Raw genomic sequence first — 23,914 nt, 5'->3', positions numbered from 1 at the left:
GGAAAGGCGACCTCGATGCCCAAGCCACCGCGTCCATCCCTTTATGAACGCAGGGGGCGGAAGAACTCGGTGATGTCGTCGGCGAGGAGGCCGGGTTCCTCGTGTGCCGCGAAGTGGCCGCCGCGGGGCATCCGGGTGTACCTGGCGACGTTGTAGGTGCGCTCGGCCCAGGAACGCGGGGGCCTGCTCAGATCGGCGGGGAAGACGGCCACGGCGGTGGGAACGTCCACCCGCTCGACGCGTCTGGTCATGCCGTGGACGTACTCGTAGTAAGGCCGGAACGACGTCGAGATGCTGTTGGTGAACCAGTACAGCGACGCCTGGGTCAGGACGAAGTCGTCGCTGAACCGGGCCGCCAGGTCGCCGTCGTTGTCGCTCCAGGCGCGGTACTTCTCCACGATCCAGGCCAGCAGGCCGGCCGGGGAGTCCGACAGGGCGTGGGCCGGCGTGACCGGCCGGGTGCTCTGCAGGTGCTGGTAGCCGCCCTCCTCCGCGTTCCAGGCGGCGACCTCGTCGAGGTAGGCCCGCTCCTCGGCGGTGAGGCTCGCGGGGTCGTAGCCGGCGGGCACGGCGACGGCCAGGACGTGGATCCCGGTGAGGAAGTCCGGGAAAGCCTCCGCGAGGCGGGACGTGACACCGGCTCCGAGGTCGCCGCCGTGCGCGGCGTAGCGGTCGAAGCCGAGTTCGCCGTGCATGAGCCGGTGCCAGATCTCGTGGGTCTGGAGAGCGGGCGGCAGGGACGGCCGCTGGGGCGAGAACGCGAAGCCCGGCAGGGACGGGACGATGACGGTGAAGGCGTCCGCGGCGTCACCGCCGTGCTGCGACGGTGCCGCGAGGCGCTGGGCGAGGGCGGTGAGCTCCAGGAACGTGCTTGGCCACCCGTGGGTCAGGACGATCGGCAGGGCGTCCGGCCGCTCGCCGTCGAAGCGCAGATAGTGGACGGGCGTCCCGTCGATGTCGGCGGTGTGGGAGGGCAGCGCGTTGAGCGCGGCCTCCTGCGCGCGCCAGTCGTAGCCGGTGGCCCAGTACTCCACGAGGCGGCCCAGTTCAGCGGGGTCGGTGCCGGCCTGCCACCCGTCCAGGGGCCACGGGGCCGGCCGGCGGGAGGCGCGCAGCCGCGCCCGGAGATCGTCCAGATCGGCGTCGCTCACCCTGATCAGGGGCCGGTCGTCGGGCACGGGATCCTCCTTGGGAGTCTGGGCCATCCTCGTCAGCCGGGGGAGGGCGGTGTGCGCCGGCGGAGGCGGAGCATGCGGTAGACGGTGGCGCTGAGGTGGCCGCGCAGCGTGTCGTCGTCCAGTTCGGCCAGCCGCGGATCCAGGCCGGCGAGCATCAGGGCGCCGCTGACCATGGCGCTCTGCACGAGCGTCTCGGCGTCCGGGTCCGGGCCGGTCAGGACGGCCTCGATGCGCTCCTCCAGCTCCAGCAGCGGCGGGCGGCTCCGCACGAGCCGGCCCACCTGCGGATCGGTCATGATCATGGCGAGCAGCCGGCGGTGCCGCACCACGAGGTCGACCACGCCGTCCAGCGCGACGCGCAGCCGGTCGGTGCGGTGCCGCCGCGCCTCGGCCGCGTCCGCCACGGCCTCCAGCTCGGCGAGCGCGGGCGCGATCACGGCGCCGACGATGTCCGCCTTGGACTGGAACTGGTGGTAGACGGCGGCCTTGGTCACGCCGAGCTCGTCCGCGATCATCTGCAGCGAGGTGCCGCCGACCCCGTGCCGCACGAACAGCTCCAAGGCGGCCGTCAGCAAACGGCTCCGCGCCGTCCCCACCTGCGCACGCTCCTCTGCCCCGCCCGATGGTCCAGCAGACCACGGAGCCTACCCAGGCCGCGGGGGGCGCGCGGATCAGATGGCGCTTCCCACGTCGCGGGCGACGAGTTCGTCGGCGGCCCGCTCGGCCACGGCGGCGATGGTCATGGACGGGTTGCAGGCCGCGGTGGTGCCCGGCATGAGCGCCCCGTCCAGGACGTAGAGGCCGCGGTGGCCGAGGACGCGCCCGGCGAGGTCGCACACGATGCCCATGGACGCGCCGCCGAGCGGATGCCAGGTGGACGGCACCACCGCGTTCGTGTCGAGGAGCAGCGACGCCGGCCCGGCGATCTTGCCGGCGCGCTCCTGGAGCCGCGCGTACAGCGGGCCGTCGCCGCCCTGCGGCCAGCGCAGGACGGCGTCGTCCCTCTTCGCGTCGTAGGTGAAGTGCCCGCGGCCCTCGCTCACGCCGTAGCCGACGAGCATGGTGGAGCGCAGGTTGGCGGGCAGCGGCGGCAGGGACGCCTGGATGACGGTGTTCGCGGTGGCCGGGTCGTCCCATTCCTTACTGCCGTAGACGACCGGGCCGCCCTGCGGGGCTCCGAAGTCGTCGGCGAAGTCCGTCCAGACGTAGATGCGGTCGCCGTTGGTGCCCCAGTTGGTACCGAGGCCGTCCGGCATGTCCGGGATCTGGTCCTTCGCGGCGGCGCGCATCAGCAGCCTGGTGGTGCCGGCGGTGCCGGCCGCCATGACCAGGGCCCGCGTCGTGATGATCTTCTTCTCCAGGACGGTCCCGTCGGTGGCGATGCGGTCGACGAGGACCTGCCAGCGGCCGTCCGCGGTCTTGGCCACATCGGTGACGTTGTGCCGGGTCGCGACCGTCACGAGACCGGTGGCCTGGGCGGCGGCGATGTAGGTGACGTCGACCGAGTGCTTGCCGCCGTTGTTCACGCCCAGCGAGCAGTCGCCGTTGGTGTAGGACGGCTTCATCTCGCCCTTGAGTTCGCGCAGCGCGAAGGACCAGTCGATCGGCATCGGGATCTTCGACACCGCGTAGCCGGCGCGTTCGGCGTTGCCGGCGAAGATGCGGGACGGCCGGTAGGTGGCACTGTCGATCAGCTCGTCCGGCGCGGTCTGGATCTTGAGCATGCGCGCCACCCGCCGGTAGTACACGCGGTCCATCCGGGCGTAGTCGAGCCCCTCGGGCATGGTCGCGTTGAAGAGGTCCTCGGTCGGCTGGAGGGTCATGCCCTGGTACACCAGCGACCCGCCGCCGACGCCCGCGGCGCACATGATGTTCATGCCGTCGCCCTTCACCAGCTCCAGGAGCCCGGTGTAGGGGTCGTGCGCGGGCATCGGGATCCCGAAGAGCTCCGGGTCGAGGCCCATCCACATCGCGCGCCTGTCCGGGCTCAGGGCGTGCGGGAACGTCTCGGCGTCCGGTCCGGTGCGCCACCAGATGCCGCGTTCGAGGACGAGCGACGGCACCCCGGCCTGCGCGAACCGCAGCGCCGCGACGCCGCCGCCGAATCCCGAGCCGATGATCACGAGGCGGTGCTCCGCGCGGGTGACCGGCACGCGCCGGCGCGCGCCCGCCCGGGCGTGCGGGGCTCCGGCGGCGGTGGCCCCGGCGGCGGCGAGCCCCGCGGCCGCCGTCGCGCCGGCGAGCAGTGTGCGGCGGCTGATCTCGGCCATGGGACTCCCCATCCCCACCCCGGAACCGGTTCCGGAACCGCCGGTGGTTACTTGCGAGTAGTGGCCCGAGGCTAGTGATCAGGACGCCCCTATGTCTAGCCGTTCGGCTACTTTTCGAGTAGCCGAACGGCTAGTGAGGTGCGGGACGGTCAGCCGATCCGGAAGCTGCCGGTCGGCGAGACGTGCGCGCCATATCCGGGGGAGATGAAATTGAACGGCGGTGGGGTGGGGAACACGCAGAACGGGTCCGTGAAGAGGAGCACCCGCCCGTTGCTGTCGTTGGCGACCACGTGCGCGCCCGGAGGCATGGATTGGCAGGTCGTCGCCGCCGGATATTCCCTGAGCCTGGTTCCGGCCAGGGAGACCTGGGCGCCCTCGGTCACGAAAACAATGATCTTGCCTTCCGGGGCGGCGGCCCGTCCCCCGGCGCTCGCCGGTGCGGCGGCGGAGGTGAGCAGGACCGCCGAGAGCGCGGCGGCGGCGATGGCGGCGGGGGTGCGTGCGGGACTGGACATGCGAGCTCCTGGAGCCGTGGCGGTGGGGACGCGGTGTTGATGCCCTCGCACTCTCCGTTCATAACGCTCAGCAAGGTTGCTGTAACGGTTTGTAGTTACTTTCGATCCGGCGTCGGTCTCTGACGTGCGGTTACTCGGCGGATAAGGATCGTCGCAACGGAGCGTCATTGACCTGTGACGTTACGTCAATTAGCTTGGCTCGCTGTCGGACCGCCGGTTTTCCCGTGCCGTCCGGCGGGATTCTCCGCGTGCACCGGAAAGGGCCTTGACCTGCAATGCTGCATACTCTCATCGTCGGAATGGGCAGGTCGGGGCAGGGATTGCACCTGCCGGCGCTGGCCCGGGTGCGCGCCGCGGCCCCCGGCCTGCTGGCCCGGACGCCCGTCCTCGCCGTCGACCCGTTCCGCTCGCCGGTGCAGGTCCCGGGGGTGGTCGCGGCCGGGTCGCTGGAGGAGGCGGCGCGGCTGCGTCCCCCGGCCCGGACCGTGGTGCACCTGTGCACGCCGCCCGGCGCCCGCGCGAGCGTCCTGGCCGGCCTCGCCCGGCTCGGCTACCGCAAGATCATCGTGGAGAAGCCGCTGGCCGTGGACCTGGCCGGGCTGGTGGCCGTGGCCCGGATCCGGCGCCGCTGGGGCCTGGACGTCACCGTCGTCACGCACTGGCTCGACAGCGCCCTCACTCGGCGGCTGCGCGCGGCGGTGCGCGGCGGGCAGCACGGGGAACTGCGCCGCATCGAGGTGATCCAGAACAAGCCCCGGTTCACGCGCAGCGCCGCCGCCCACGACCATCCGACCGCGTTCGACGTCGAGCTGCCGCACGCGCTCGCCGTGGTGCTGAGCCTCGCGGGAGGCGCGCGGATCGCCGCCGCCTCCTGGGACGACATGGTCGTCGAGCCGTTACGGATCCCGCGCCTCGGCCGCGCCCGGCTCCGGCTCGACCACTTCACCGGCGCCCGCACCGAGATCGACTCCGACCTCACCTCGCCGGTCCGCGAGCGGCGCATCACCCTCGAATTCGACCGGGCCGTCCTCATCGGCCACTACCCCTGCAGCGAGGCCGACCACACCGCGCAGCTGCGGGTCGTGCGCCCCGGCGGCGACACGGCCCGGCACGTGTTCACCGACGACGCGTTCGCGGCGTTCCTGCGCGGCGCCTACGACCGGTACGCGGGGCCGGCGGCCGGCATGCACCGGACGCTGCCGGTGCAGGTCGACGCCGTCCGGCTGCTCACCGAGGCCAAGCACCTCTGCGCCCTGCAAGGGGCCGGGACGCGCCCGCGCGAGGAGGTGCGGGATGCCGTGCACTGAGGCCGCGCCCGCGGAGGTCCGCCTCGCCGGGCTCGGTGACGAGGCGGCACCGGACCTCGCCGGCCAGATCGGCGCGGTCGCCGAGCTGGGCTGGAACCGGCTGGAACTGCGCACCATCGACGGCACGCCCATCGCCGCCTTGGACGAGGACGCGTTCCGCCGGGCCGCCGAGCGCCTGGCGGCCACCGGCACGTCCGTGGCCGGGGTCGCCTCGAAGATCGGCGACTGGTCCCGTCCGGCCACCGGCGACTTCGCCGCCGACGTCCGCGAACTGGAGGTCCTCGCCCGCCGCTGCGCCGTGCTCGGCACCCCGCTGGTGCGGGTCATGTCGTATCCGCGCGGCGGCCTGGACGAGCCCGAGTGGGGCCGCCGCGCCCGCGAGCGGCTGCGCGAGCTGGCGCGCCGCGCCGAGGACCACGGGCTGGTGCTGGCGCACGAGAACTGCGCCGGCTGGGCGGGCGCCCGCGCCGACCGGATGCTCGACCTGGTCACCGGCATCGGCAGCCCGGCGCTGCGGCTCCTGTTCGACATCGGCAACGGCGTGGCGCACGGGTATCCGCCGCTGCCGATGCTGCGCGACATCGTGTCCCACGTCGTGCACGTCCACGTGAAGGACGCGCGGGCCGGCGCCGGAGGCGAGGCCCTCTTCGTCCCGCCCGGCGAAGGCGAGGCCCGGGTCACCGAGTGCCTGGAGGTGCTGTTCCGGAACGGGTACGGCGGCGTGCTGTCCATCGAGCCGCACGTGAAGCTGCGGCCGCACCTCGGATCCGGCACCGGAGACCGGGCCGGGTTCGTCGCATGCGGGCGCGCCCTGGAACGACTCGTCGCGCGGACGGCGCCCCCGACCGGCGGCGGACGATGACCGCGCACCCGGTTCCCCCGCCGCTGACTCCCGGCGACCGTGACCTGCTGCTCCGCCTCCTCGACCTGCCGACCGCCGGCCCGCTGGAGACCGGACCGGACGCGCCGCCGTCCCGCCTCGCCGAAGCCCAGGACGCCTACGGCCGCCACGCCGCCGCGATCGGCCTGCGCGTCGTGCGGCACGCCCCGGCGGAACCGGCCGACCTCGCCGCCGGGCCCGTCCCCGCGCCGGTTCGCGAAGCCATGGCGTGCCCGCGCTTCCTCGCCGACCAGCCGAGCCTCGTGCTGCGGCTGGGGCCGGACGACCTGCCCGCCGCCCGCACGGTGATGTTCAACGTCCACCTGGACACCGTCGCGGGGCTGCAACCGGCGCGCTTCGACGGCGAACGGTTCCACGGGCGCGGAGCGATCGACGCCAAGGGGCCCGCCGTGGCGCTGCTCGCGGGCATCCGCGCGGCGTGCTCGCACCGTCCCGCGCTGGGACGCGACATCGGCGTGCTGGTGCAGGCCGTCGCGGGGGAAGAGGGCGGCGCCATGGGCGTCTTCGGCACGCGCCCCCTGGTCCGGCGCGGTTTCACCGGACGCCTGAACGTCTTCTGCGAGCCGACCGGCGGGCGCTTCCTGCCGCGCAGTACGGCGGCGATGACGGCGCGCATCGCCGTCGACGGCTCGGACGCGGTCGACGACCGTCCGGGCGGCGGGCACAACGCCAGCGTCCTGCTGGGCTTCCTCGCCCAGCACCTGGGCCGCGCGCTCGACCCGGCGGCGTCCGAAGCGGCGGTCTGCGTCGCGGGCCTGCACACGGGCACGCGGCACAACAAGGTGTACGGGGGCGGCTCCCTCCTGCTGAACATCGGCTACGCCTCGCCGGAGGCCGCCCACCGCCTGGAACGGCGGCTGCTGGACGCCCTGGACGAGGGTCTCGACGAGTTCGCCTCACTCTTCGGAGGCACGGCCCTGTTCGGCCGTACCGCCGCCGACGCCCGCGCCATCACCCACCTGGAGTGGCGCAAGCACGGGCTGCCCGTGCTGGACGACCGCGACGCGTGGGGCCACGCGCTGCTGCGCGACCGCGCCGGCATCCCGCCGTGGCCCGCCGCCGAACCCGCCTTCACCTGCGACGCCATCTGGACGGCGCAACTGCCCGGCGCCTGCACCGTCGTCCTCGGACCCGGCGACCTGGCCGCCAACAACGCCCACGCCGCCGCCGAGTTCGCCGCCGCCGCCGACCTAGCCGACTTCGCCACCACCATCTCCCACCTCCTCACCGCCTTCACCGACGAAAGGAACAGATCGCCGTGACAGTGACCCCGTCCGCCAGAACGCCCGCTCAGGATCCAGCCCTCCCGCTCCCGCTTCCCGTCCCGCCGCTCCCGTCCACCGACTCTCCGGGCCGGGTGGGCTACGCCGATCTGGTCGGGTTCGCCGCTGCCGTGTTCGCCTCGCTCGGGATGCCGGCCGACCGGGCGCGGGCGGCGGCGCGGGCGTTGTGCTACGGCGACCTCACCGGCATGACCTCCCACGGGCTCACCAACCTCGCCCGCCTCTACCTGCCGCTGTTCGAGGAGGGGCGGGTCGACCCGGAGGCGGAGCCGCGCCGGGTCGCCGACCGGGGAGCGGCGGTGCTCCTGGACGCCCGCGGCGCCCTCGGCCTGTGGCTGGGCGGGGCCGCGATGGACCTCGCCTGCGAACGCGCCGCGACGTTCGGGATCGGGATGGTCGGCGTCCGCGGCGCGACCCACTTCGGCTGCGCCGGGTACCACGCGCTGCGCGCCGTGGAGCACGCCATGATCGGGCTGGTCACCGCCAACTGCGGCGGGCAGCGCATCGCCCGGCCGCCCGGCGGCGCGCTGGCGATGCTCGGCACCAATCCGCTGAGCGTCGCCGCACCGGCCGGGCAGCACCCGCCGTTCGTCCTGGACATGAGCACGACCGCCGCGCCGACCGGGCGCGTCCGGCAGGCGGCCCGCGAGGGGCGGCCGATCCCCGCGGGGGTGCTGAGCGGCGACGACGGCGCGGCGGTCACCGATCCGGCCGCCTTCGACGCGGGACGGGCGCACCTGCTGTGGCTCGGCGGCGAGGCCGGGCAGTACAAGGGGTTCGGGCTCGGCATCGCGGTGGAGGTCCTGTCCGCCGTGGTGTCCGGCGCCGGCCTCGGCGCGCATCCGGACGCGCTGCGCGGCGACGGCGGGCCCGGCGGCCGGGACGACGACATCGGCTTCTGCGCCGTCGCGATCGCGCCCGGCGCGCTGCGCGCCGGTGCCGACGCCGACGCGGGCGCGCTGTTCGGCGCCCTGCTCGGCTGCCCGCCCACCGACCCGGCCGAACCGGTCCGCTACCCGGGCTGGCACGAGCACTGGCGCGCGCGGGAGCGCCGGCGCCACGGCGTCCCCGTCGGCGGGGAGCTGTACCGGGAGTTGTGCGACGTCGCCGCGCGCCACGGCGTCCCCGCGCCCGCCCTGCTGGAGCGCTCGTGACGGCGCCGCTGCGGGTCGCCGTCATCGGCCTCGGGGTGATCTCCCGCTTCTACCTCGCCGCGCTGCGCGACTCGCCCGCGATGCGGCTGGTCGCCGTCTGCGACAGCGACCCGGCGGTGTCGGCCGCCCACCCGGTGCCCGGCTACACCGATCATCGCCGGCTGCTCCGTGAGACGTGGCTGGACGCGGTGGTGGTCACGGTGCCCAACGACGTGCACGCGCAGGTCTGCGCGGACGCGCTCGAACACGGCGTGGCCGTCTGCGTGGAGAAGCCCCTCGCCCTCGACACCGCGCAGGGGATCGCGCTCCGCCAGCTGGCGGAGCGGCGGGACGTCCCGCTGTTCACGGCCTTCCACCGCCGCTACAACCAGGCGGTCGCCCGGCTGCGGGCAGAGTGCGCCGGTTCGCCGGTCGATGAGGTCACCGTCCGCTATCTCGAACGCATCGAGGACCACGCGGGCCCGGACGGCTGGTACCTCGACATGCGGCGCTGCGGCGGCGGATGCGTCGCCGACAACGGACCCAACGCCTACGACCTCGTCCGGCTCCTGCTCGGTCCGGCCGAGGTGACGTCCGCGCGGATCACGCGGGACGCGGGCGGCGTCGACCGGCAGGCCGACGTCCGCCTGCGCGCGGGAGACGGGCGCGCCCGGATCCTGCTCGACTGGTCCCACCCCGGTGAACGCAAGGACATCGAGGTGCGGCTGGCCGACGGGCGGACAGTCCGCGCCGACATGCTCGCCGGCCACCCCGGCTTCAAGGGCTCCCTCTGGCACGAGTACGTGGAGATTCTGGACGCCTTCGCCCGGTATGTCCGAGGGTCCGGGGAGTGCGACGGCGGCCTGGCGGCCCTGCGCTTCGTGCGGGACGCCTACCGCCTGGAGGATCCCGGACGGGCCCCGCACCGGCCCGCCGCGCCGGTGCCGGGAAGGGGCACGCGATGAACCCGGCCGAGGACGGCCCGAAGAGCGTGGTCCCCGCGATGGTCGTGAAGGTCCTCGCCCATCGCCGGACGGACCGGGGCATGCGGCTGGAACCGTTCGCCAGCCGGTGCGTCCGCGCGGGCGAGGTGCACGAGCTGGTGGCGACCGACCACGGTGAGACCGCCCCCGGCGCGCGGATCGACCGCGTCGCGTTCCTCGGCTTCGCGGAGATCGGCGCGGCGGGCGTGCTCGACCGCGGCGACGAGCTGTGGATCGGCGGGCAGCGCATCGGCGTCCTGCTCGGCTTCGACGGCTGCCATCTGCCGAACCACTACAACGTGCTCGTCCGGGCCGAGCCGCCGCGCACCGGGACCGAGCTCGGCCTGGCGCCGGGGACGCGGCTGGCGTTCCGCCAGGGCCCGTCACCGCACTGAATTCCGGCCGATTCATCGGCCGCTGACTGAATTGTGAGAAATGGCGATGACGCCTGCCCGAATGTCGGTCGATTATCGCCATACAGCCTTCGTTCGCGAGATATCCAAGCCTTACCTTAATTGCATGTTCGAGGCGGTGGACGGGCGGAAAAATAGGTAGTGCATTCAGCCCCAACGGCAGGAGGAAATGCACATGGTCATGGCCACCACCCAGTCCAACCGCCTCGAAGAGCGGTTCCGGCTGTGGGACCGCAACGGCAACGGCGCCATCGAGCGGGAGGACTTCGAGCGCGAGGCGGACGAGATCATCTCCCGGCTCGGCGCGCAGGGGACGCCCAAGGCGGACCAGCTCAAGCAGGCCTACCTCGGCATGTTCGACAAGCTGGCCGCGGCCGCCGGCGCCGACCGGCTCACCCGCAACCAGTTCCTGGCGGCCGCCGAGCAGGAGATCATCGGCAAGGGCGACGCCGGGTTCGCCGCGGTCGTGCGGCCCACCATCGAGGCGATCGTCGGCGTCCTGGACCGCAGCGGCGACGGCGAGATCTCCCCGGCGGAGATGCACGGCTGGTTCGCCGCGATCGGCCTGGAGGGCGAGGTCGCCGACCGCGCCTTCCGTGACCTCGACACCGACGGGAGCGGCAAGCTCTCGGTCGCCGAACTGGTCGACGCCGTCCGCGACTACCACCTCGGCCGGAACGACATCCCGCTGCTCGGTCGCTGACCGGGCCCTCCGGTAGGAACGCCGTCCGGGGAAGTTCCGCGGGCACCGCTCCGCGGGCCTCCCGGTCTTCCCCGGACGGTTCCCCACGCCCTCCACCAGCAAAGGTCGCAGAAGGAATCGTGCAGAAAACGCCGTCCGCGGCAGCGCCGGCCGCCGCGCCTCCTATTCCGTTCTTCAGTCAGGCAGCGAGTTTCGAAGAGAATTGGAGTGAGATCAGCAGGCATGTCACCGACGTCCTGGACAACGGGAAGTTCTCGCACGGCGCGAAGGTCGGGGAACTGGAGGACCGGCTCGCCGCCTGGACCGGCGCCCGCCACGTCGTGGCGGTCAACTCCGGCACCGACGCGCTGATCCTGCTGCTGCGCGCCGCCGGGCTGCGGCCGGGCGACGAGGTGATCGTCCCCGCCTACTCGTTCATCGCGACGGCCAGTGCCGTGGCGCTCGCCGGGGGCCTTCCGGTCTTCGCCGACATCGAGGAGGACGGGTACGGCGTCGATCCGGCATCGGTGGACGCCGCCGTCACCCCGCGCACAACCATGGTCATGCCGGTCCACCTGTTCGACCGCATGGCCGACCTGCGCGGCGTCCGGGACGTGGCGCGGCGCCACGACCTGACGCTCGTCGAGGACAGCGCCGAGGCCATCGGCATGCGCATGGACGGCGTCCACGCCGGGCTGCTCGGCGCCGGCGGGGTGCTGTCGTTCTTCCCCGCGAAGACGCTCGGCGGCATCGGCGACGGCGGGGCGGTGCTGACCGGCGACGCGGCGGTCGCCGAGAAGGCCCGGATGCTCCGCCACCACGGGCGCGGCGGCCGCACGCTCGACAACTTCCCCGGCATCTCCAACGCGACGGTGCTGCCGGGGCGCAACAGCAAGATGGACGACGTCCAGGCGGCCGTCCTGCTGGCCAAGCTCGCGACCCTCGACGCCGGCATCGCCCGGCGCGCGGAGCTGGCCGGCCGCTACGACGCCCGGCTGCGCGGCCTCCCCGGCGTCCGCGGCGTTCCCGGAGCGCGCCCGCCGCTCCCCGGGAGCAACCGCGTCGTCTACGTGTACCTCCTCCAGGTCGACGACCGGGACGCCCTGGCCGCGCACCTGGCCGCCCTCGGCATCGGCACGGAGATCTACTATCCGGTCCCGCTGCATCTGCAGCCGTGCTTCGCCCACCTCGGCCACCGGCCCGGCGACTTCCCCCGCGCGGAGGCCGCCTGCGCCGCCGCCCTCGCGCTCCCGCTCCACCCCGACCTGCGCGAGGCGGACGTCGACCGCGTCTGCGACGAGATCGAGGGCTTCCGCACCGGGAGGACGCGATGACCGCCCCGCCCATCGCGACCATCCCGTTCTTCTCCCCGGAGCTGTTCGAGGACGACCGGGAACTGCTCCTGGAGACCGTGCGCGCCATCGGCACCGGACCCGACCAGAGGTTCATCCTCGGCTGGCGGACCGCGCGCCTGGAGCGGGAACTCGCGGGCCGCGTCGGCGCCCGCGCCGCCGTTGCCTGCTCGAGCGGGACGTCCGCCCTGACCCTGATCCTGGCGGCCATGGGCGTCGGGCCGGGCGACGAGGTCATCGTGCCCGCGTTCGGCTGCCCGCCGCCGGCCGCGACCGTCCTCGACACCGGCGCCGTCCCCGTGTTCGCCGACATCGACCCCGTGCGGCTCACCATGGATCCGGCCGCCGCCGAGTCGCTGATCACGCCGCGCACCAAGGCGCTGGTGGCCGCCCACATGTTCTCGGTGATGGCGGACATGCCCGCGTTCCGCGCGCTGGCCGACCGGCACGGCCTCCGCCTGGTCGAGGACTCCGCGCTCGCCCAGGGCGGGACGCTGCGGGGCCGTCCCGCGGGCCGCTGGGGAGACGCCGGGCTCTACTCGTTCGTGCAGGTCAAGACCTTCGGCATGCCCGGCGAGGGCGGCGTGGTCATCACCGACGACCCCGCCCTCGCCAGGGACGTGCGGATGCTCCGCAACCACGGGCAGGACGGCGTCCAGCGGTTCGTCCACCACCGGATCGGCCACAACAGCCGCTTCGACGAGGTGATGGCCGCCTTCCAGCTGCACCGGCTGCCCGGCCTGGACGACCGGCTCGCGCGCCGCGCGGAGATCTTCGCCCACTACACCGAGCGTCTCGCGCCGCTCGCCGACCGCGGCCTCGTGACGCCCCCGGACGGCGGCGACGGCCGGTTCCACTACGTGTACACCGTCCTCACCGAGCAGCGGGACGCGCTGCGCGCCCACCTGGCCGGACACGGCATCGCCGCCCACGTGTACTACCCGCGACCGCTGCCCGCCCAGCCGGCGTTCGCCCCCTGCGCCCCGCCCGGCGGGTCCTGGCCGAACGCGGCGGACGCCGCCCGCCGCAACATCTCGCTGCCGCTCTACCCGAACCTGACCGACGCGCAGGTCGAGCACATCGCCGACACCGTCCGCACCTTCGCCGAAACCCACCCCGCCGAGACCCGCCCCACTGGCGCCCGCCCCGCCGACGCCCGCCCCGCTGACTCACACCGGGATCACGCATGAGCCATCAGACCGTTGTTCGCGTGCCCGGCGTGTCCGGGCGTGGCACCCTTGCCGCCTACGCACGCCTGGCCAAACTCGACATCTACGACTACTACCTCGGGCTCGTGGTCGTGTGGGCGCTGCTGGCGCCCGCCGCGCGCTGGGAACCGCGGACGTTCGGCCTGCTCGCGCTGACGCTGGTCGCCGAGGTCGTCGTCGTGGCCGCCATGGTCGGCTTCGACGACATCACCGGCCACCGCGACGGCAGCGACGCGGCCAACTACGGCTCCGACGCGGCGCGCCGCCGGCTCGCCCGCAAACCCCTCGTCGCCGGGACGCTCACCGAGCCGCAGGCGCTGCGCTTCTCCCGGGCGGCCGCCGTCGCCGGGTCGGCGCTGTGGGCGGCCGTGGTCGCGGCGGCCCCCTACCGCCCGGCGTGGGCGATCGTCCTGGCGGCGGTGTGCGTGGCCGCGTCCGTCCAGTACTCGTGGGGGCTGAAGATCAGCTACCGGGGGTTCCAGGAACTGTTCCTCATCGGCCTCGGGATCGGCTGGACGCTGGTGCCGTACGCGCTGCTGACCGGCGGGGCGACCGGGTTCGTCGTCGTGCAGGCGGTCCTGTTCGGATCCGGGCCGATGCTGTTCGGGCTGTACTCCAACACCAACGACGCCGACGGCGACCGGGCGGCCGGGCGCATCACCGTCGCCACCCTGGTCTCCGCCCCCGCGCACCGGCTGTTCATCGCCGTCATGACGTCCGCCCAGATCGTGCTCATCGCCGCCGCGTCGGCCACGGGGATCGCGCCGTGGTGGTTCGCCGTGGCCATGCTGCCGCTCGTCGCCATGCGGCTCGCCCACCTGGTGATCGGCTTCCGCGGCGACATCCTGCGGGTCCGCCGGATCGCGATCCACGCGCACCGCGTGACGGTGGTCCTGCTGGTCGCGGCCGCCCTCGTCGCCGGGGCGGCGGCGTGAGCGCCCCGCCGCTGGACGTCGCCGTGGTCGGGGCCGGCCCGGCCGGGCTGGCCACCGCGTACGCGCTGGCCCGGCAGGGGCGCACGGTCCGGGTGCTGGAGGCCGCCGGTGCCGTCGGCGGGCGGATGCGGACCGTCCGGGAGCACGGCTGCCTGATCGACACCGGCGCCGAGATGTTCCCCGGCCCCGCCGGCTACCCGGCGACCTGGGAGCTGATCGCCGACCTCGGGCTGGACCGCGACCCGGCCCCCGTGCCGAACGTCCGCGACGCCCTGGCCGTGTGGCGGGACGGCCGCGCCCGCCCGAACGCGGGCCGCCCGCTGGGCCTGCTGACCGGGGCGGGCCTGGGCCTGCGCGCCCGCGCCGACCTGATGCGGCTGCGGGCGCGGCTGGCACGGCTGGCGCGGGCCGGCGACCTCGACCCCGACCGCCCCGAACGGGCCGGCCTCACCGAGGAGACGGTGGCCGACCTGGTCCGGCCCTACCACCCGGACCTGTACGACCACCTCGTCCACCCGCTGGCCAGCGGCTTCTTCGGCTGGGACCCCGGACGCTCGGCCGCCGCCCCGTTCGCGGCGCACCTGGCCGCGTCCGGCGGCTCCCACACCTGGCACACCTACCGCGACGGCATGGACACCCTGGCCCGCGCCCTCGCCGACCGACTGGACGTCAGCACCGACCACCCCGTCACCCGCGTGACCGCCGACGGCGGCGTGGTCCGGGTGGAGTCGCCGTGCGGCACCGTCACCGCGCGGGCGGTGGTGCTCGCCGTCCCGGCCCCGGTCGCGGCCGGACTGTACGACGAGCCCCGGCCCGCCGCGCGGGAGTTCCTCGCCGAGTGCGGGTACACGCCGATGCTGCGGGTCAGCCTCGTCCTGGACGCGCCGCCGGAGCCGGCGCGGGCGAGCTTCGCGACGCTCATCCCCGCGACCGCCGACCCGCTGCTCAACGTCGTCACCCTCGACCATCGCAAGCATCCCGGGCGGGCGCCGCGCGGGCGCGCGCTGATCTCGCTCATCCCGTCGCCGCGCGGCTGCCGCGAACTCTTCGGCGCGCCCGACCGGACGGTCGCCGAGCGGCTGGTCGCCCGTGCCCGGCATGTCGTCCCCGGCCTGGACGCCGCCGTTCCGCCCCACGTCCTGGTGCACCGGTTCCGGCACGGGCTGCCCGAGGCGACGCCGCGCGCCCTGCGGCTGCGCGGCGCCTTCGCCGACCGCCCCGCCGGAGCGGTCGAGTACGCGGGGGACTGGGTGCCGCTGCGCCCGTGCAGCGAGGGCGCGGTCACCTCCGCCGCCCTGGCCGCCGAACGGGTCCGGGCCCACCTGTCGTCGTCGGCGAACGTCCGGCCGTTCTCGCCGGCGAAGAGCGCTCCGGCGAAGAGCGAGAGGTGAACGGATGACCCCCTTCGGCAGGCGCATCGAACTGGGCACGCTGTTCGAGGACGTGGCCCGCCGCGGTCACTCCACCACCGTGCACCTCAGCCGTCCGCTGGACATCGCCCCCGGCGGCGGCACCGTCCTGGACCTGCCCGCCCTCGCCGGGCTCGTGCGGGACGCCGCGGGATGGCTCGCCGCGGCGGGAGTGAGACCCGGCGACCGCGTCGCGATCAGCAAGCGCGACCACTGGGACATGGTGCTGCTGTGCTGCGCGGCCGCCCGCCTGGGCGCGGTGCCCGCGCCGCTGTCGGCGCACCTGGAGCCGGACGTGCTGGACGTCCTGCTCGAACGGCTCGACCCGGCACTGCTGGTCGCGGACGCGGCACGGTCGGCGGCGGCGTCGGTGGCCGTCCCGAGGCTCGTGCTCGGCCCCGGCGGCGGCGCGGGAGAGGCCGGCGGGCCGCCCGTGCTGTCGCTCGACGACGTGCGCGGCCACCCCGAGGCCGCTCCCTGGCGCCCGCCCGCCGACGACCCCCTCGTCATCCTGCACACCTCGGGCACGACCGGGGTTCCGAAGCTCGTCGTCCACTCCACCCGCACGCTGCTGCGGCGCCTCGCCGACTTCGAGGCTCACCGGTGGCCCGTGCTCGCGAGCCGCCCGGACGACGTGGTGGCCGCCGCCTTCTCCTTCGCGCACGGGCGCGCGCTCGCCTGGACGGTCGCCGCCGCGGCCCTCGGCCCCGCGAAGATGCTGGTGGTCACGTCGGCGGACTGGGCCGAGGCCCGCCCGCTGCTGGCGGAGCACCGGCCGACCGTCGTGGAGGCGCAGCCCTCGACGTTCGCGCGCTGGCGCTCCCACGCGCGGTCGGGGGTGTTCGACCGCGTCCGCCTCTACATCAGCACGTTCGACGCGGTGCACCCGCCGACCGTCCGGACGTTCCTCGGCGCCACCCGGCATCCGCGCCCGGTCTGGCTGCAGGGCTGGGGGCAGAGCGAGACGGGACCGCTGACCTTCCGGTTCCTCACCCGGCGCGCCATGCGCGCCGAGCACGACCGGCATCCGACCACCCGCGACCTCGGCCGTCCCGTGCCCGGCCGCACCCGGCTGCGCGTCATCGACCGCTACACGCTGCGTCCCGTCCCGCGCGGCACGGTCGGCCTGCTGGCGTGCAGCACCAGGGCGCTGTGCCTGGACTACGTCGCCGAGCGCGAACGCTACCTGCGCAAGCGCGCCGGACAGTGGTTCATCACCGGCGACCTCGGCGTCCTCACCCGGAGCGGGCGCCTGCTCCTGCTGGACCGGGAGGCCGACTCCCTCCCGAAGGCCAGCTGCGTCGAGGTCGAGGACGTCATCGAGGACCGGGTGCCCGGCGTCGTCGAATGCGTCGTGCTGAGCATCCCGGGCCGTCCCGCGCAGCCCGTGCTCGTCGTCGAGGACGGTCGCCTCGACCCGGGCCGGTGGCGCAGCGCCGTCGCCGACCTGCCGGAACTCGCCGAGCCCGTCGTCACGACGTGGGAGCGGATACCGCGCACGGCGACCGGCAAGGTGCGGCGCGCGGCCCTCCGCGAGCGCCTGGGCCTGCCACCCGAGACCCACGGGACGGGGAAATGGACATGAGGACCGCCACGCCCCGCACCCCGGTCGACCTCGTGGCCCGCCCCCTGGACGGGACGGTCGTGCGCGCGCTCGGCGACTCCCGCGCGATCCGCGTCGCCGCCGCCCGGCTGCGTGCGCTCGGCTGCCTGGTCGAGACCGGTGGCGCGGCTCCGCCGGACGCGCCCGCCGGGTGGCTGGGCGTCGTCCACGCGCCCTTCGTGTCCGGGGATCGCGCGTTGCCGGAGTGCCGTATCGGCTGGTCCGGGCCGGTGGCGGTGCCCATGGCCGGGGAGCGGGACGTGCAGGCCGCCTGCGGCATCATGCACGTCCACGGGCGCGCCACCGGCGGGCCGCGCGCACTGCCGGTCGACTTCGCCTCGGTGTGCGCCGGTGTCCTCGCGGTCCAGGCGATCGCCGCCGGGATGCTGGCCGTGCTGCGCGGCGGGACGCCCGTCCGCGCGGCGACGTCCGTTGCCCAGGCCGCCGCGCTGGCGCTCAACCAGTACGTCGCCGTCGCCACGTCGGACCCGGGCGCCGGACGGTGCCCGCCCGAGGCCGCCGAGCGGACGCCGCCGTTCCGGTCGGCCGACGGAGTCCGGTTCGAGATCGAGACGTTCGCGGCCGAGAACTGGCTGGCCTTCTGGACGGCGCTCGGCGCCGGACGGCCCGCGATCGTCGCGGGCTGGCCGCCCTTCCAGCAGCGGTTCGCCACCGCGACCTGCGCGCTTCCGCCCGCGTTGCAGGCCGCCGCCGGGACGCTCTCCTACCTGGACATCCGTGCCGCTGCCCGTGCCGCCGGCGTCAGCATCGTGGAGGTGAGCGAGGACGCCGCATGGCCGCTGCCGCCGCCCGCGTCCCCCTGGCGGCTCCAGGCGACCGCCGGGCCGGACGGCCGGATGCCGGCGTGCCGTCCCGCAGGTGGCCACGCCCCTCTCGGCGGCCTGCGCGTCGCCGAGGCCACCAACCGGATCCAGGGGCCGCTCGCCGGGCACCTGCTCGGGCTGCTCGGCGCCGAGATCGTCCGGCTGGAGCCGCCGGGCGGCGACCCGATGCGCGGCGTCCCGCCCCTGGCGGGCGACTGCTCCGCCCGGTTCCTCGCCCTGAACCGGGGCAAGGGCGCCGTCGAGGCCGACCTGAAGACCCGCGCGGGACGCGAGACGGCGCTCGGGCTCATCGCCTCGTCGGACGTCTTCCTGCAGAACTGGCCGCCCGGCCGCGCGGGCCTGTTCGAGCTGGACGCCGGTGACCTGGCCGCCGTCCGGCCCGGCCTCGTCTACGCGCACGCCGGAGGCTGGGCCGAGGCCCACCCCGAGCCGCAGCCCATGGGCACCGACTACCTCGTCCAGGCGTACACGGGAGTCGCGGCCCTGCTCGCGGAGCGCGGGCGGCCTCCGGCGCCGACGCTGATGACCGTCATCGACGTCCTCGGCGCGCTCATCAGCGCCGAAGGGGTCCTCGCGGGCCTGCTCGCCCGCGCCCGCACCGGCACCGGCATCCGCGTCGAGACCGCCCTGGCCGACGCCGCCCGCCTCCTACACGACACCCACCCCGACCTTCCGGCCGCGCACGCCGACCACCCGCCTGCGGATACCGCGCCGACCGCGCCTGTGGTCACGGACCTTGCGGCGATGGCTGCCGACCCCGCGTACGAGGCGGTCTTCGAGAGCGACGGTGCTGCCGCCTACAGCCGCAGCCCGTGGACCTTCACCCCGCAGCCCTTCCACTCCTGAAGAGAGGCCCCATGCACACCGCCGCCGCTTCCACCTGGAGATCCGCCAACGGCGTCACCCTGGTCGACCGGGTTCCCGCCGAGACGCGCGCGGCCTGGACCGCCGCCGGGCTCTGCCCCGGCCGGGACCTCTACGCGCTGTTCCGCGACCACGTCCTCGCCACGCCCGAACGCGAGGCCGTGATCGACGGCGCGGGCGTCCTCGACTACGCCGCGCTCGACGGGCGTGTCCGCCGGGCGGCCGCCGCGTTGCGGGCCGCGGGCCGGGGATCCGCCGACATCATCGCCGTCCTGCTGCCGAACGGACGCGACGCCGTCGTCGCCGAGCTGGCGATCGCGGCGATCGGCGCCGTGGCCCTGCCGATCCCGCACACGCACGGGCGGCGCGACATCGCCCGTCTCCTCGCGCGGTCCCGCGCCGCCGCGCTCATCACCGCTCCGGACAAGGCCGCAACGGCAGCCGGACCGGACGACCTGCAACGCTGGACGCCGAGCACCCCTCCGGCGGACGGAATCCACTCCCTCGACGAAGCCGACGACGACGCCGTGCGGGCCTGGCGGCCCGAAGCCGTCGACCCGGAGGCACCGGCCCGCATCCTGATCTCCTCCGGGTCGGAGTCGGAACCGAAGATGGTGGCCTACTCCCACAACGCCATGGGAGGCGGGCGCGGCAACTACGTGGCCGCCCTGAAACGCGGGCCCGACCCGATGCGAGCCTTGGTGCTGGTGTCGCTCGCGTCGTCGTACGGATCGCTCGCGACCTCGGTGATCGTGGCGCGCCACGGCGGCACGCTGGTGCTGCTGCCGCGCTTCGACGCCGCCGTCGCGCTCGAAGCGGTCGAGCGGCTCCGCCCCACCCACCTGTTCGCCGTTCCCACGATGCTGTGGCGCATGGGCGAATGCGACGCCGGCGCGGACCTGTCGTCGCTCCGCGCCGTCGTCTCCAGCGCGGGGCCGGTGCACGAGCACGTCCGGGACGCCTGCGTCCGCCGGTTCGGCATGCCGCCGATCAACATCTACGGCTCCAGCGACGGGGTCAACTGCCACACCGGCCACGACCCGGCCCGCTGGGAACCGGGGCTGGCCGGCGTCCCCGATCCCGAGGTGGCGCGGATCAGCGTCCGCGACCCGGAGGGGCGGGCCCTGCCCCCGGGCCGGGCGGGGGAGATCTGGGCGCTCGGGCCGATGACCCCGCTGTGCTACGTCGCGGCCCCGGACCTGGACGCCCGGTACCGGGCCCCCGGCGGCTGGGTGCGCACCGGCGACCTCGGCCGCCTGGACGGCGACGGCACGCTGTGGGTGCTCGACCGGCTCAAGCGCGTCGTCATCCGCGGCGGTATCGGGATCTCCCCGGCGGAGGTGGAGCGCACGCTCATCGGCCACCCCGACATCGCCGACGTGCACTGCGTCCCGGTGAGCGACCGCGACCTCGGCGAGCGGATGTGCGCCTGCCTCGCCCCGCGCCCCGGCGCCCTCCCGCCCACCCCGGCCGCCATGATCGCGTACCTGCTCGACCGCGGCCTGGACCGGCGCGGGCTGCCCGAACGCTTCCTGACGCTGCCGGAACTCCCGCTCGGCCCGACCGGGAAGGTCAACGTCTCCGCCCTGACCCGCATCGCCGCCGAGACCGCCGTCCCCGCCGTCCCAGCGGACGCCGCGGGCCCCGTGCGGCGGCCGAACGCCTGGATGTGAGGAACCGCAGGTGAACGCGACGTCCGGGCTCCGGCCCCCGCCCGTCTTCGGCGGACGCGACGACCACAACGCCGAGCAGCACCGCCTGCTGGGCCTGGCCTTCGACCCCTTCACCACCGGACGCCTCGCCCGGACCGGCATCGGACCGGGATGGCGGTGCCTGGAGGTCGGCGCCGGGGACGGCGCCATCGCGGCATGGCTGGCCCGGCGGGCCGCCCCGACGGGCCTGGTGCTGGCCACCGACATCAGGCCCGTCCGGGGGTCGGCCGTCGCGGGTCTCGAATTCGTCCGGCACGACATCGTCCGCGACCCGCTTCCCGAGGGGGAGTTCGATCTCGTCCACGCCCGCCTGGTGCTGCGGCTGCTGCCCGGACGCCTCGCCGTCCTCGACCGGCTGGTCCGGGCCCTCAAACCGGGCGGCGTGCTCCAGGTGGACGAGTTCGACGCCACCGACGCGCCCGCCCTGCGAGTGCCCGATCCCGCCGCGCACCGGCTCTACCGGACGTTCCTGGACGCCAAGGCACAGATCATGGACGACGAGGAGGTCGACATCGCCTGGGGACGCAAGGCGGCCGACGCGATGACCCGAGCAGGACTGAGCGGCGTCACCTCCCACCGCCGTTCCGAGGTGTGGAATGCCGACTCGCCCGGACTTCAGCTCGTCAGCCACCACACCCGGCACCTGCGGGAGAAGTTCGTCCGCGCCGGAATGACCGACCGGCAACTGTCCGACGTCCGCGAACTGCTCGCCCACCCCGGCTTCCGAGCCCGGTCCTATGCGCTCTATTCGGTCCAGGGCCGACGACCCGAGGAGTGCCGATGAGCGTCCTTCGCACCGCGCCGGCCGGCGGGTGACATGGACCTGGTGGTCATCGGCCTCGGCTATGTGGGTCTTGCGCTAGCAAGGGAGGCGTGCCGGGCCGGCCTGCGCGTCGGCGGCCTCGACCATGCCGCGCGCGTGGTCGACGGCCTCAAGGCGGGCCTCTCCCACATCGGCGACGTCTCACCCGCCCACGTCCAGAACATGCTCGCGGCCGGGTTCACCCCGAGCCTGCGCGAGGACGTCCTGGACGGCGCCCGCACCATCGCCATCTGCGTCCCCACACCCCTGTCACCCGGCGGTGGCCCCGACCTCACCGCCGTGCGCGACGCCGCCGAAACGGTCGCGCGTCACCTGGAACCGGGTGCCCTGGTCGTCCTGGAATCCACCACCTACCCCGGCACCACCGACGAGCTGGTGCGCCCCCTCCTGGAAACCTCGGGCATGAGCGCCGGAGCCGACTTCCACCTGGCGTTCTCCCCCGAACGCGTCGACCCGGGCAATCCGGTGTACGGGGTGCGCAACACCCCCAAGATCGTCGGCGGGCTGACTCCGGCGTGCGCGTCGGCCGCCTCGGCGTTCTACGGCAAGTTCGTCGACCGGGTCGTGGAGGCCAAGGGCACCCGCGAGGCCGAGATGGCCAAACTCCTGGAGAACACCTACCGGCACGTCAACATCGCCCTGGTCAACGAGATGGCGGTGTTCTGCAACGAACTGGGCATCGACCTGTGGGACGCCATCGACTGCGCCGCCACCAAACCCTTCGGCTTCCAGGCCTTCCGCCCCGGCCCCGGCGTCGGCGGCCACTGCATCCCCATCGACCCCAACTACCTGTCCTACAAAGTCCGCTCCCTCGGCTACCCCTTCCGCTTCGTCGAACTCGCCCAAGAGATCAACGACCGCATGCCCCGCTACGTCGCCGAACGCGCCCAGCAACTCCTCAACCGCGAAGGACGCGCACTCAAAGGCGCCAAAGTCCTCCTCCTGGGAGTCACCTACAAAGCCGACATCGCCGACCAACGCGAATCCCCAGCCCGCCCCGTCGCGCGGCGGCTGGCCCACCTGGGCGCCGACCTGGCCTTCCACGACCCCTTCGTCGCGTCCTGGGACGTGGACGGAGTCCAGGTCCCGCACGCGGGCGGCGACCTGACCTCCGCGCTACGGGACGCCGACCTCGCGATCGTCCTCGCCGACCACGCCGCCTACGACGCCGCGACCCTGACCCGCCACGCCCGCCTCCTCTTCGACACCCGAGGCCGCACCCGCGACGTCCACCACGACACCGTCGAACTCCTCTGAACTCCGTTGACCTGCGGCGTGTTGTTGTTATCCGGCCGCTCATAACAACAACACGCCGCAGGTCAACGCGTTCGGTGCGGCTAGCGGGGTTTGCGGCGGAGGAGTAGGACGGCCGTGTCGTCGGTCTGGCTGCCCTGGGTGTGCTCCTGGAGTTCGCGGCGGATGGCCGGGGCCATGTCCTCCGGCGGGAGGTCGCTCCAGGCGGCCACGTGCTCGGCCAGGGGAAAGAAGGCGCCGGACGGGCTGCGGGCCTCGGTGACGCCGTCGGTGCACAGGAGGAGCGTGGAGCCGTAAGGGAAGTCGAACCATGTGACGGCGCGTGGTTCGGGCGTGAGCGAGGCCAGCCCGAGCGGGACGGACGCCTCGCCCAGGGGGACCTGACCGGCGCGGTCGTGCTCCAGGAGGTAGGGCGGGACGTGCCCGCAGTCGATCGCCTGGATCTTCGTGTCGGGGCCGATGTCCAGGACCAGGGCGGTGACGAACCGGTCCGCGTCGCCCGCCTGCGCGGCGAACGAGTTGTGGTGCTGCACCGAACTCTCCAGTGCGTCCACGACGGCGGTGAGGGTGGGCTGCGCCAGGGCCGCCTCCCGGAAGGAGTTGAGCACGGCGAAGGCCGTGCTGATGGCGGGCAGGCCCTTGCCCTGGACGTCGCCGATGAGCACCCGGCTGCCGTACGGGGTCGCCACGACCTCGTAGATGTCGCCCCCGACCTGGCTGTCCTCCTCAAGGGGTTCGTACAGGCCGTGCACGAGGAGCTCGCCCGTGACGAGGGGGAAGGGGCGCAGGACCTGGCGTTGCAGCGCGGCGGCGGCCGACCGCAGCCGGATGATCTTCCCCTCGTTGCGGACGCGCTGCAGCGCCTGGGTGATGCTCAGGCCGTTCAGCGCGACGGCGAAGACGAGCACGCTCGCGTTGGCCGCCGGGGTGTCCAGGGGGCTGCGGATCAGGGAGCCGACGATGACCAGGGTCGCCCACGCGGCGGCGACCGCGGTCTGGCGGGCGGTGCCCCGCCCGGCGATCAGGATGGGCAGGAAGACGAGGAACGGCGCGAAGCCCGTCTCCCTGCTGAGGATGACACCGGTCGCCGCCAGGACCGCCGTGATCCCGGTGAGCCACAGGATCACGGCGGGCCACGAGAGCGGGGCCGCGCGATCGGCCCGCCTCGTGGCGCCGTCCGGGCCGTCCGCGTCGTTCGAGGTGCGCATCACCTCTCAGTCTAGTGATCGCATGATCACCGATTG

General features: G+C 74.4%; 21 protein-coding genes. 16 read left to right on the top strand and 5 right to left on the bottom strand.

Going from position 1 to position 23,914, the window contains the following annotated elements; translation table 11 throughout:
- Positions 1 to 41: 41 nt before the first annotated feature.
- The 4 genes from ABZ806_RS07110 to ABZ806_RS07095 form a co-directional block, all read right to left on the bottom strand.
- Entirely contained in the window at positions 42 to 1,178 is a 1,137-nt protein-coding gene (locus tag ABZ806_RS07110) for an epoxide hydrolase family protein (RefSeq protein WP_500215940.1), read from the bottom strand.
- A 32-nt stretch (positions 1,179 to 1,210) separates the two neighbouring features.
- Complete coding sequence (locus ABZ806_RS07105) at positions 1,211 to 1,774, bottom strand: TetR/AcrR family transcriptional regulator (RefSeq protein ID WP_500215939.1); 564 nt, start codon at positions 1,772 to 1,774, stop codon at positions 1,211 to 1,213.
- Positions 1,775 to 1,849: 75 nt separating this feature from the next.
- A complete protein-coding gene (locus ABZ806_RS07100; RefSeq protein ID WP_500215938.1) occupies positions 1,850 to 3,448 on the bottom strand; it encodes a GMC oxidoreductase in 1,599 nt (532 codons plus the stop codon).
- Between the two features lie 149 nt (positions 3,449 to 3,597).
- Positions 3,598 to 3,963 (bottom strand): hypothetical protein, encoded by a 366-nt coding sequence (locus tag ABZ806_RS07095; RefSeq protein WP_500215937.1) that lies wholly within the window; start codon positions 3,961 to 3,963, stop codon positions 3,598 to 3,600.
- A 299-nt stretch (positions 3,964 to 4,262) separates the two neighbouring features.
- On the opposite strand from ABZ806_RS07095, the gene ABZ806_RS07090 reads away from it, so the two are divergent.
- From ABZ806_RS07090 to ABZ806_RS07015, 16 genes are all read left to right on the top strand, one after another.
- The gene (locus tag ABZ806_RS07090) at positions 4,263 to 5,270 is read left to right on the top strand and encodes a Gfo/Idh/MocA family oxidoreductase (protein WP_500215936.1); all 1,008 of its coding nucleotides are present in this window, start codon (positions 4,263 to 4,265) and stop codon (positions 5,268 to 5,270) included.
- Positions 5,257 to 6,132: a sugar phosphate isomerase/epimerase family protein gene (locus tag ABZ806_RS07085; RefSeq protein WP_500215935.1), complete on the top strand. Its 876-nt coding sequence runs from the start codon at positions 5,257 to 5,259 to the stop codon at positions 6,130 to 6,132. Before ABZ806_RS07090 ends, ABZ806_RS07085 begins: the two co-directional genes overlap by 14 nt.
- Positions 6,129 to 7,433 (top strand): M20/M25/M40 family metallo-hydrolase, encoded by a 1,305-nt coding sequence (locus tag ABZ806_RS07080; RefSeq protein WP_500215934.1) that lies wholly within the window; start codon positions 6,129 to 6,131, stop codon positions 7,431 to 7,433. The genes ABZ806_RS07085 and ABZ806_RS07080 overlap by 4 nt, the downstream gene beginning before the upstream one ends.
- A complete protein-coding gene (locus ABZ806_RS07075; RefSeq protein WP_500215933.1) occupies positions 7,430 to 8,608 on the top strand; it encodes an Ldh family oxidoreductase in 1,179 nt (392 codons plus the stop codon). The genes ABZ806_RS07080 and ABZ806_RS07075 overlap by 4 nt, the downstream gene beginning before the upstream one ends.
- Positions 8,605 to 9,552: a Gfo/Idh/MocA family protein gene (locus tag ABZ806_RS07070; protein WP_500215932.1), complete on the top strand. Its 948-nt coding sequence runs from the start codon at positions 8,605 to 8,607 to the stop codon at positions 9,550 to 9,552. Before ABZ806_RS07075 ends, ABZ806_RS07070 begins: the two co-directional genes overlap by 4 nt.
- Positions 9,549 to 9,965, top strand: a complete 417-nt coding sequence (locus ABZ806_RS07065; protein ID WP_500215931.1) for a DUF6917 domain-containing protein — start codon at positions 9,549 to 9,551, stop codon at positions 9,963 to 9,965. The genes ABZ806_RS07070 and ABZ806_RS07065 overlap by 4 nt, the downstream gene beginning before the upstream one ends.
- 193 nt (positions 9,966 to 10,158) lie before the next feature.
- A complete protein-coding gene (locus ABZ806_RS07060) occupies positions 10,159 to 10,686 on the top strand; it encodes an EF-hand domain-containing protein (RefSeq protein ID WP_500215930.1) in 528 nt (175 codons plus the stop codon).
- 119 nt (positions 10,687 to 10,805) lie between these two features.
- Positions 10,806 to 11,999, top strand: a complete 1,194-nt coding sequence (locus tag ABZ806_RS07055) for a DegT/DnrJ/EryC1/StrS family aminotransferase (RefSeq protein WP_500215929.1) — start codon at positions 10,806 to 10,808, stop codon at positions 11,997 to 11,999.
- Positions 11,996 to 13,207, top strand: a complete 1,212-nt coding sequence (locus ABZ806_RS07050; protein ID WP_500215928.1) for a DegT/DnrJ/EryC1/StrS family aminotransferase — start codon at positions 11,996 to 11,998, stop codon at positions 13,205 to 13,207. The genes ABZ806_RS07055 and ABZ806_RS07050 overlap by 4 nt, the downstream gene beginning before the upstream one ends.
- Complete coding sequence (locus ABZ806_RS07045) at positions 13,204 to 14,160, top strand: UbiA family prenyltransferase (RefSeq protein ID WP_500215927.1); 957 nt, start codon at positions 13,204 to 13,206, stop codon at positions 14,158 to 14,160. Before ABZ806_RS07050 ends, ABZ806_RS07045 begins: the two co-directional genes overlap by 4 nt.
- A complete protein-coding gene (locus tag ABZ806_RS07040; RefSeq protein WP_500215926.1) occupies positions 14,157 to 15,551 on the top strand; it encodes a protoporphyrinogen/coproporphyrinogen oxidase in 1,395 nt (464 codons plus the stop codon). Before ABZ806_RS07045 ends, ABZ806_RS07040 begins: the two co-directional genes overlap by 4 nt.
- Before the next feature lie 4 nt (positions 15,552 to 15,555).
- Complete coding sequence (locus ABZ806_RS07035; RefSeq protein WP_500215925.1) at positions 15,556 to 17,154, top strand: class I adenylate-forming enzyme family protein; 1,599 nt, start codon at positions 15,556 to 15,558, stop codon at positions 17,152 to 17,154.
- Entirely contained in the window at positions 17,151 to 18,863 is a 1,713-nt protein-coding gene (locus tag ABZ806_RS07030; protein ID WP_500215924.1) for a CoA transferase, read from the top strand. Before ABZ806_RS07035 ends, ABZ806_RS07030 begins: the two co-directional genes overlap by 4 nt.
- A gap of 11 nt (positions 18,864 to 18,874) precedes the next feature.
- Positions 18,875 to 20,554 (top strand): class I adenylate-forming enzyme family protein, encoded by a 1,680-nt coding sequence (locus tag ABZ806_RS07025; RefSeq protein WP_500215923.1) that lies wholly within the window; start codon positions 18,875 to 18,877, stop codon positions 20,552 to 20,554.
- A 10-nt stretch (positions 20,555 to 20,564) separates the two neighbouring features.
- On the top strand, positions 20,565 to 21,377 hold the full coding sequence (locus ABZ806_RS07020; protein WP_500215922.1) for a class I SAM-dependent methyltransferase: 813 nt from the start codon (positions 20,565 to 20,567) through the stop codon (positions 21,375 to 21,377).
- Between the two features lie 33 nt (positions 21,378 to 21,410).
- Complete coding sequence (locus ABZ806_RS07015; RefSeq protein ID WP_500215921.1) at positions 21,411 to 22,673, top strand: nucleotide sugar dehydrogenase; 1,263 nt, start codon at positions 21,411 to 21,413, stop codon at positions 22,671 to 22,673.
- A gap of 80 nt (positions 22,674 to 22,753) precedes the next feature.
- Here the strand turns inward: ABZ806_RS07015 and ABZ806_RS07010 are convergent, their stop codons facing one another.
- Entirely contained in the window at positions 22,754 to 23,878 is a 1,125-nt protein-coding gene (locus ABZ806_RS07010; RefSeq protein WP_500215920.1) for a PP2C family protein-serine/threonine phosphatase, read from the bottom strand.
- Positions 23,879 to 23,914: the final 36 nt, after the last annotated feature.

The organism is Spirillospora sp. NPDC047418, assembly GCF_040643275.1.
Taxonomy (GTDB): domain Bacteria; phylum Actinomycetota; class Actinomycetes; order Streptosporangiales; family Streptosporangiaceae; genus Spirillospora.
Note: the sequence above shows the minus strand (reverse complement) of the source record. Positions and strands in the feature narration are given on the sequence as shown.

Bases quoted from the DNA above. Each gene is read 5' to 3' on its own strand.
- ABZ806_RS07100 (WP_500215938.1), bottom strand. From the start codon at position 3,448: ATGGCCGAGATCAGCCGCCGCACACTGCTCGCCGGCGCGACGGCGGCC.
- ABZ806_RS07095 (WP_500215937.1), bottom strand. From the start codon at position 3,963: ATGTCCAGTCCCGCACGCACCCCCGCCGCCATCGCCGCCGCCGCGCTC.
- ABZ806_RS07090 (WP_500215936.1), top strand. From the start codon at position 4,263: ATGGGCAGGTCGGGGCAGGGATTGCACCTGCCGGCGCTGGCCCGGGTG.
- ABZ806_RS07085 (WP_500215935.1), top strand. From the start codon at position 5,257: ATGCCGTGCACTGAGGCCGCGCCCGCGGAGGTCCGCCTCGCCGGGCTC.
- ABZ806_RS07080 (WP_500215934.1), top strand. From the start codon at position 6,129: ATGACCGCGCACCCGGTTCCCCCGCCGCTGACTCCCGGCGACCGTGAC.
- ABZ806_RS07065 (WP_500215931.1), top strand. From the start codon at position 9,549: ATGAACCCGGCCGAGGACGGCCCGAAGAGCGTGGTCCCCGCGATGGTC.
- ABZ806_RS07060 (WP_500215930.1), top strand. From the start codon at position 10,159: ATGGTCATGGCCACCACCCAGTCCAACCGCCTCGAAGAGCGGTTCCGG.
- ABZ806_RS07050 (WP_500215928.1), top strand. From the start codon at position 11,996: ATGACCGCCCCGCCCATCGCGACCATCCCGTTCTTCTCCCCGGAGCTG.
- ABZ806_RS07045 (WP_500215927.1), top strand. From the start codon at position 13,204: ATGAGCCATCAGACCGTTGTTCGCGTGCCCGGCGTGTCCGGGCGTGGC.
- ABZ806_RS07035 (WP_500215925.1), top strand. From the start codon at position 15,556: ATGACCCCCTTCGGCAGGCGCATCGAACTGGGCACGCTGTTCGAGGAC.
- ABZ806_RS07030 (WP_500215924.1), top strand. From the start codon at position 17,151: ATGAGGACCGCCACGCCCCGCACCCCGGTCGACCTCGTGGCCCGCCCC.
- ABZ806_RS07025 (WP_500215923.1), top strand. From the start codon at position 18,875: ATGCACACCGCCGCCGCTTCCACCTGGAGATCCGCCAACGGCGTCACC.
- ABZ806_RS07015 (WP_500215921.1), top strand. From the start codon at position 21,411: ATGGACCTGGTGGTCATCGGCCTCGGCTATGTGGGTCTTGCGCTAGCA.
- ABZ806_RS07010 (WP_500215920.1), bottom strand. From the start codon at position 23,878: ATGCGCACCTCGAACGACGCGGACGGCCCGGACGGCGCCACGAGGCGG.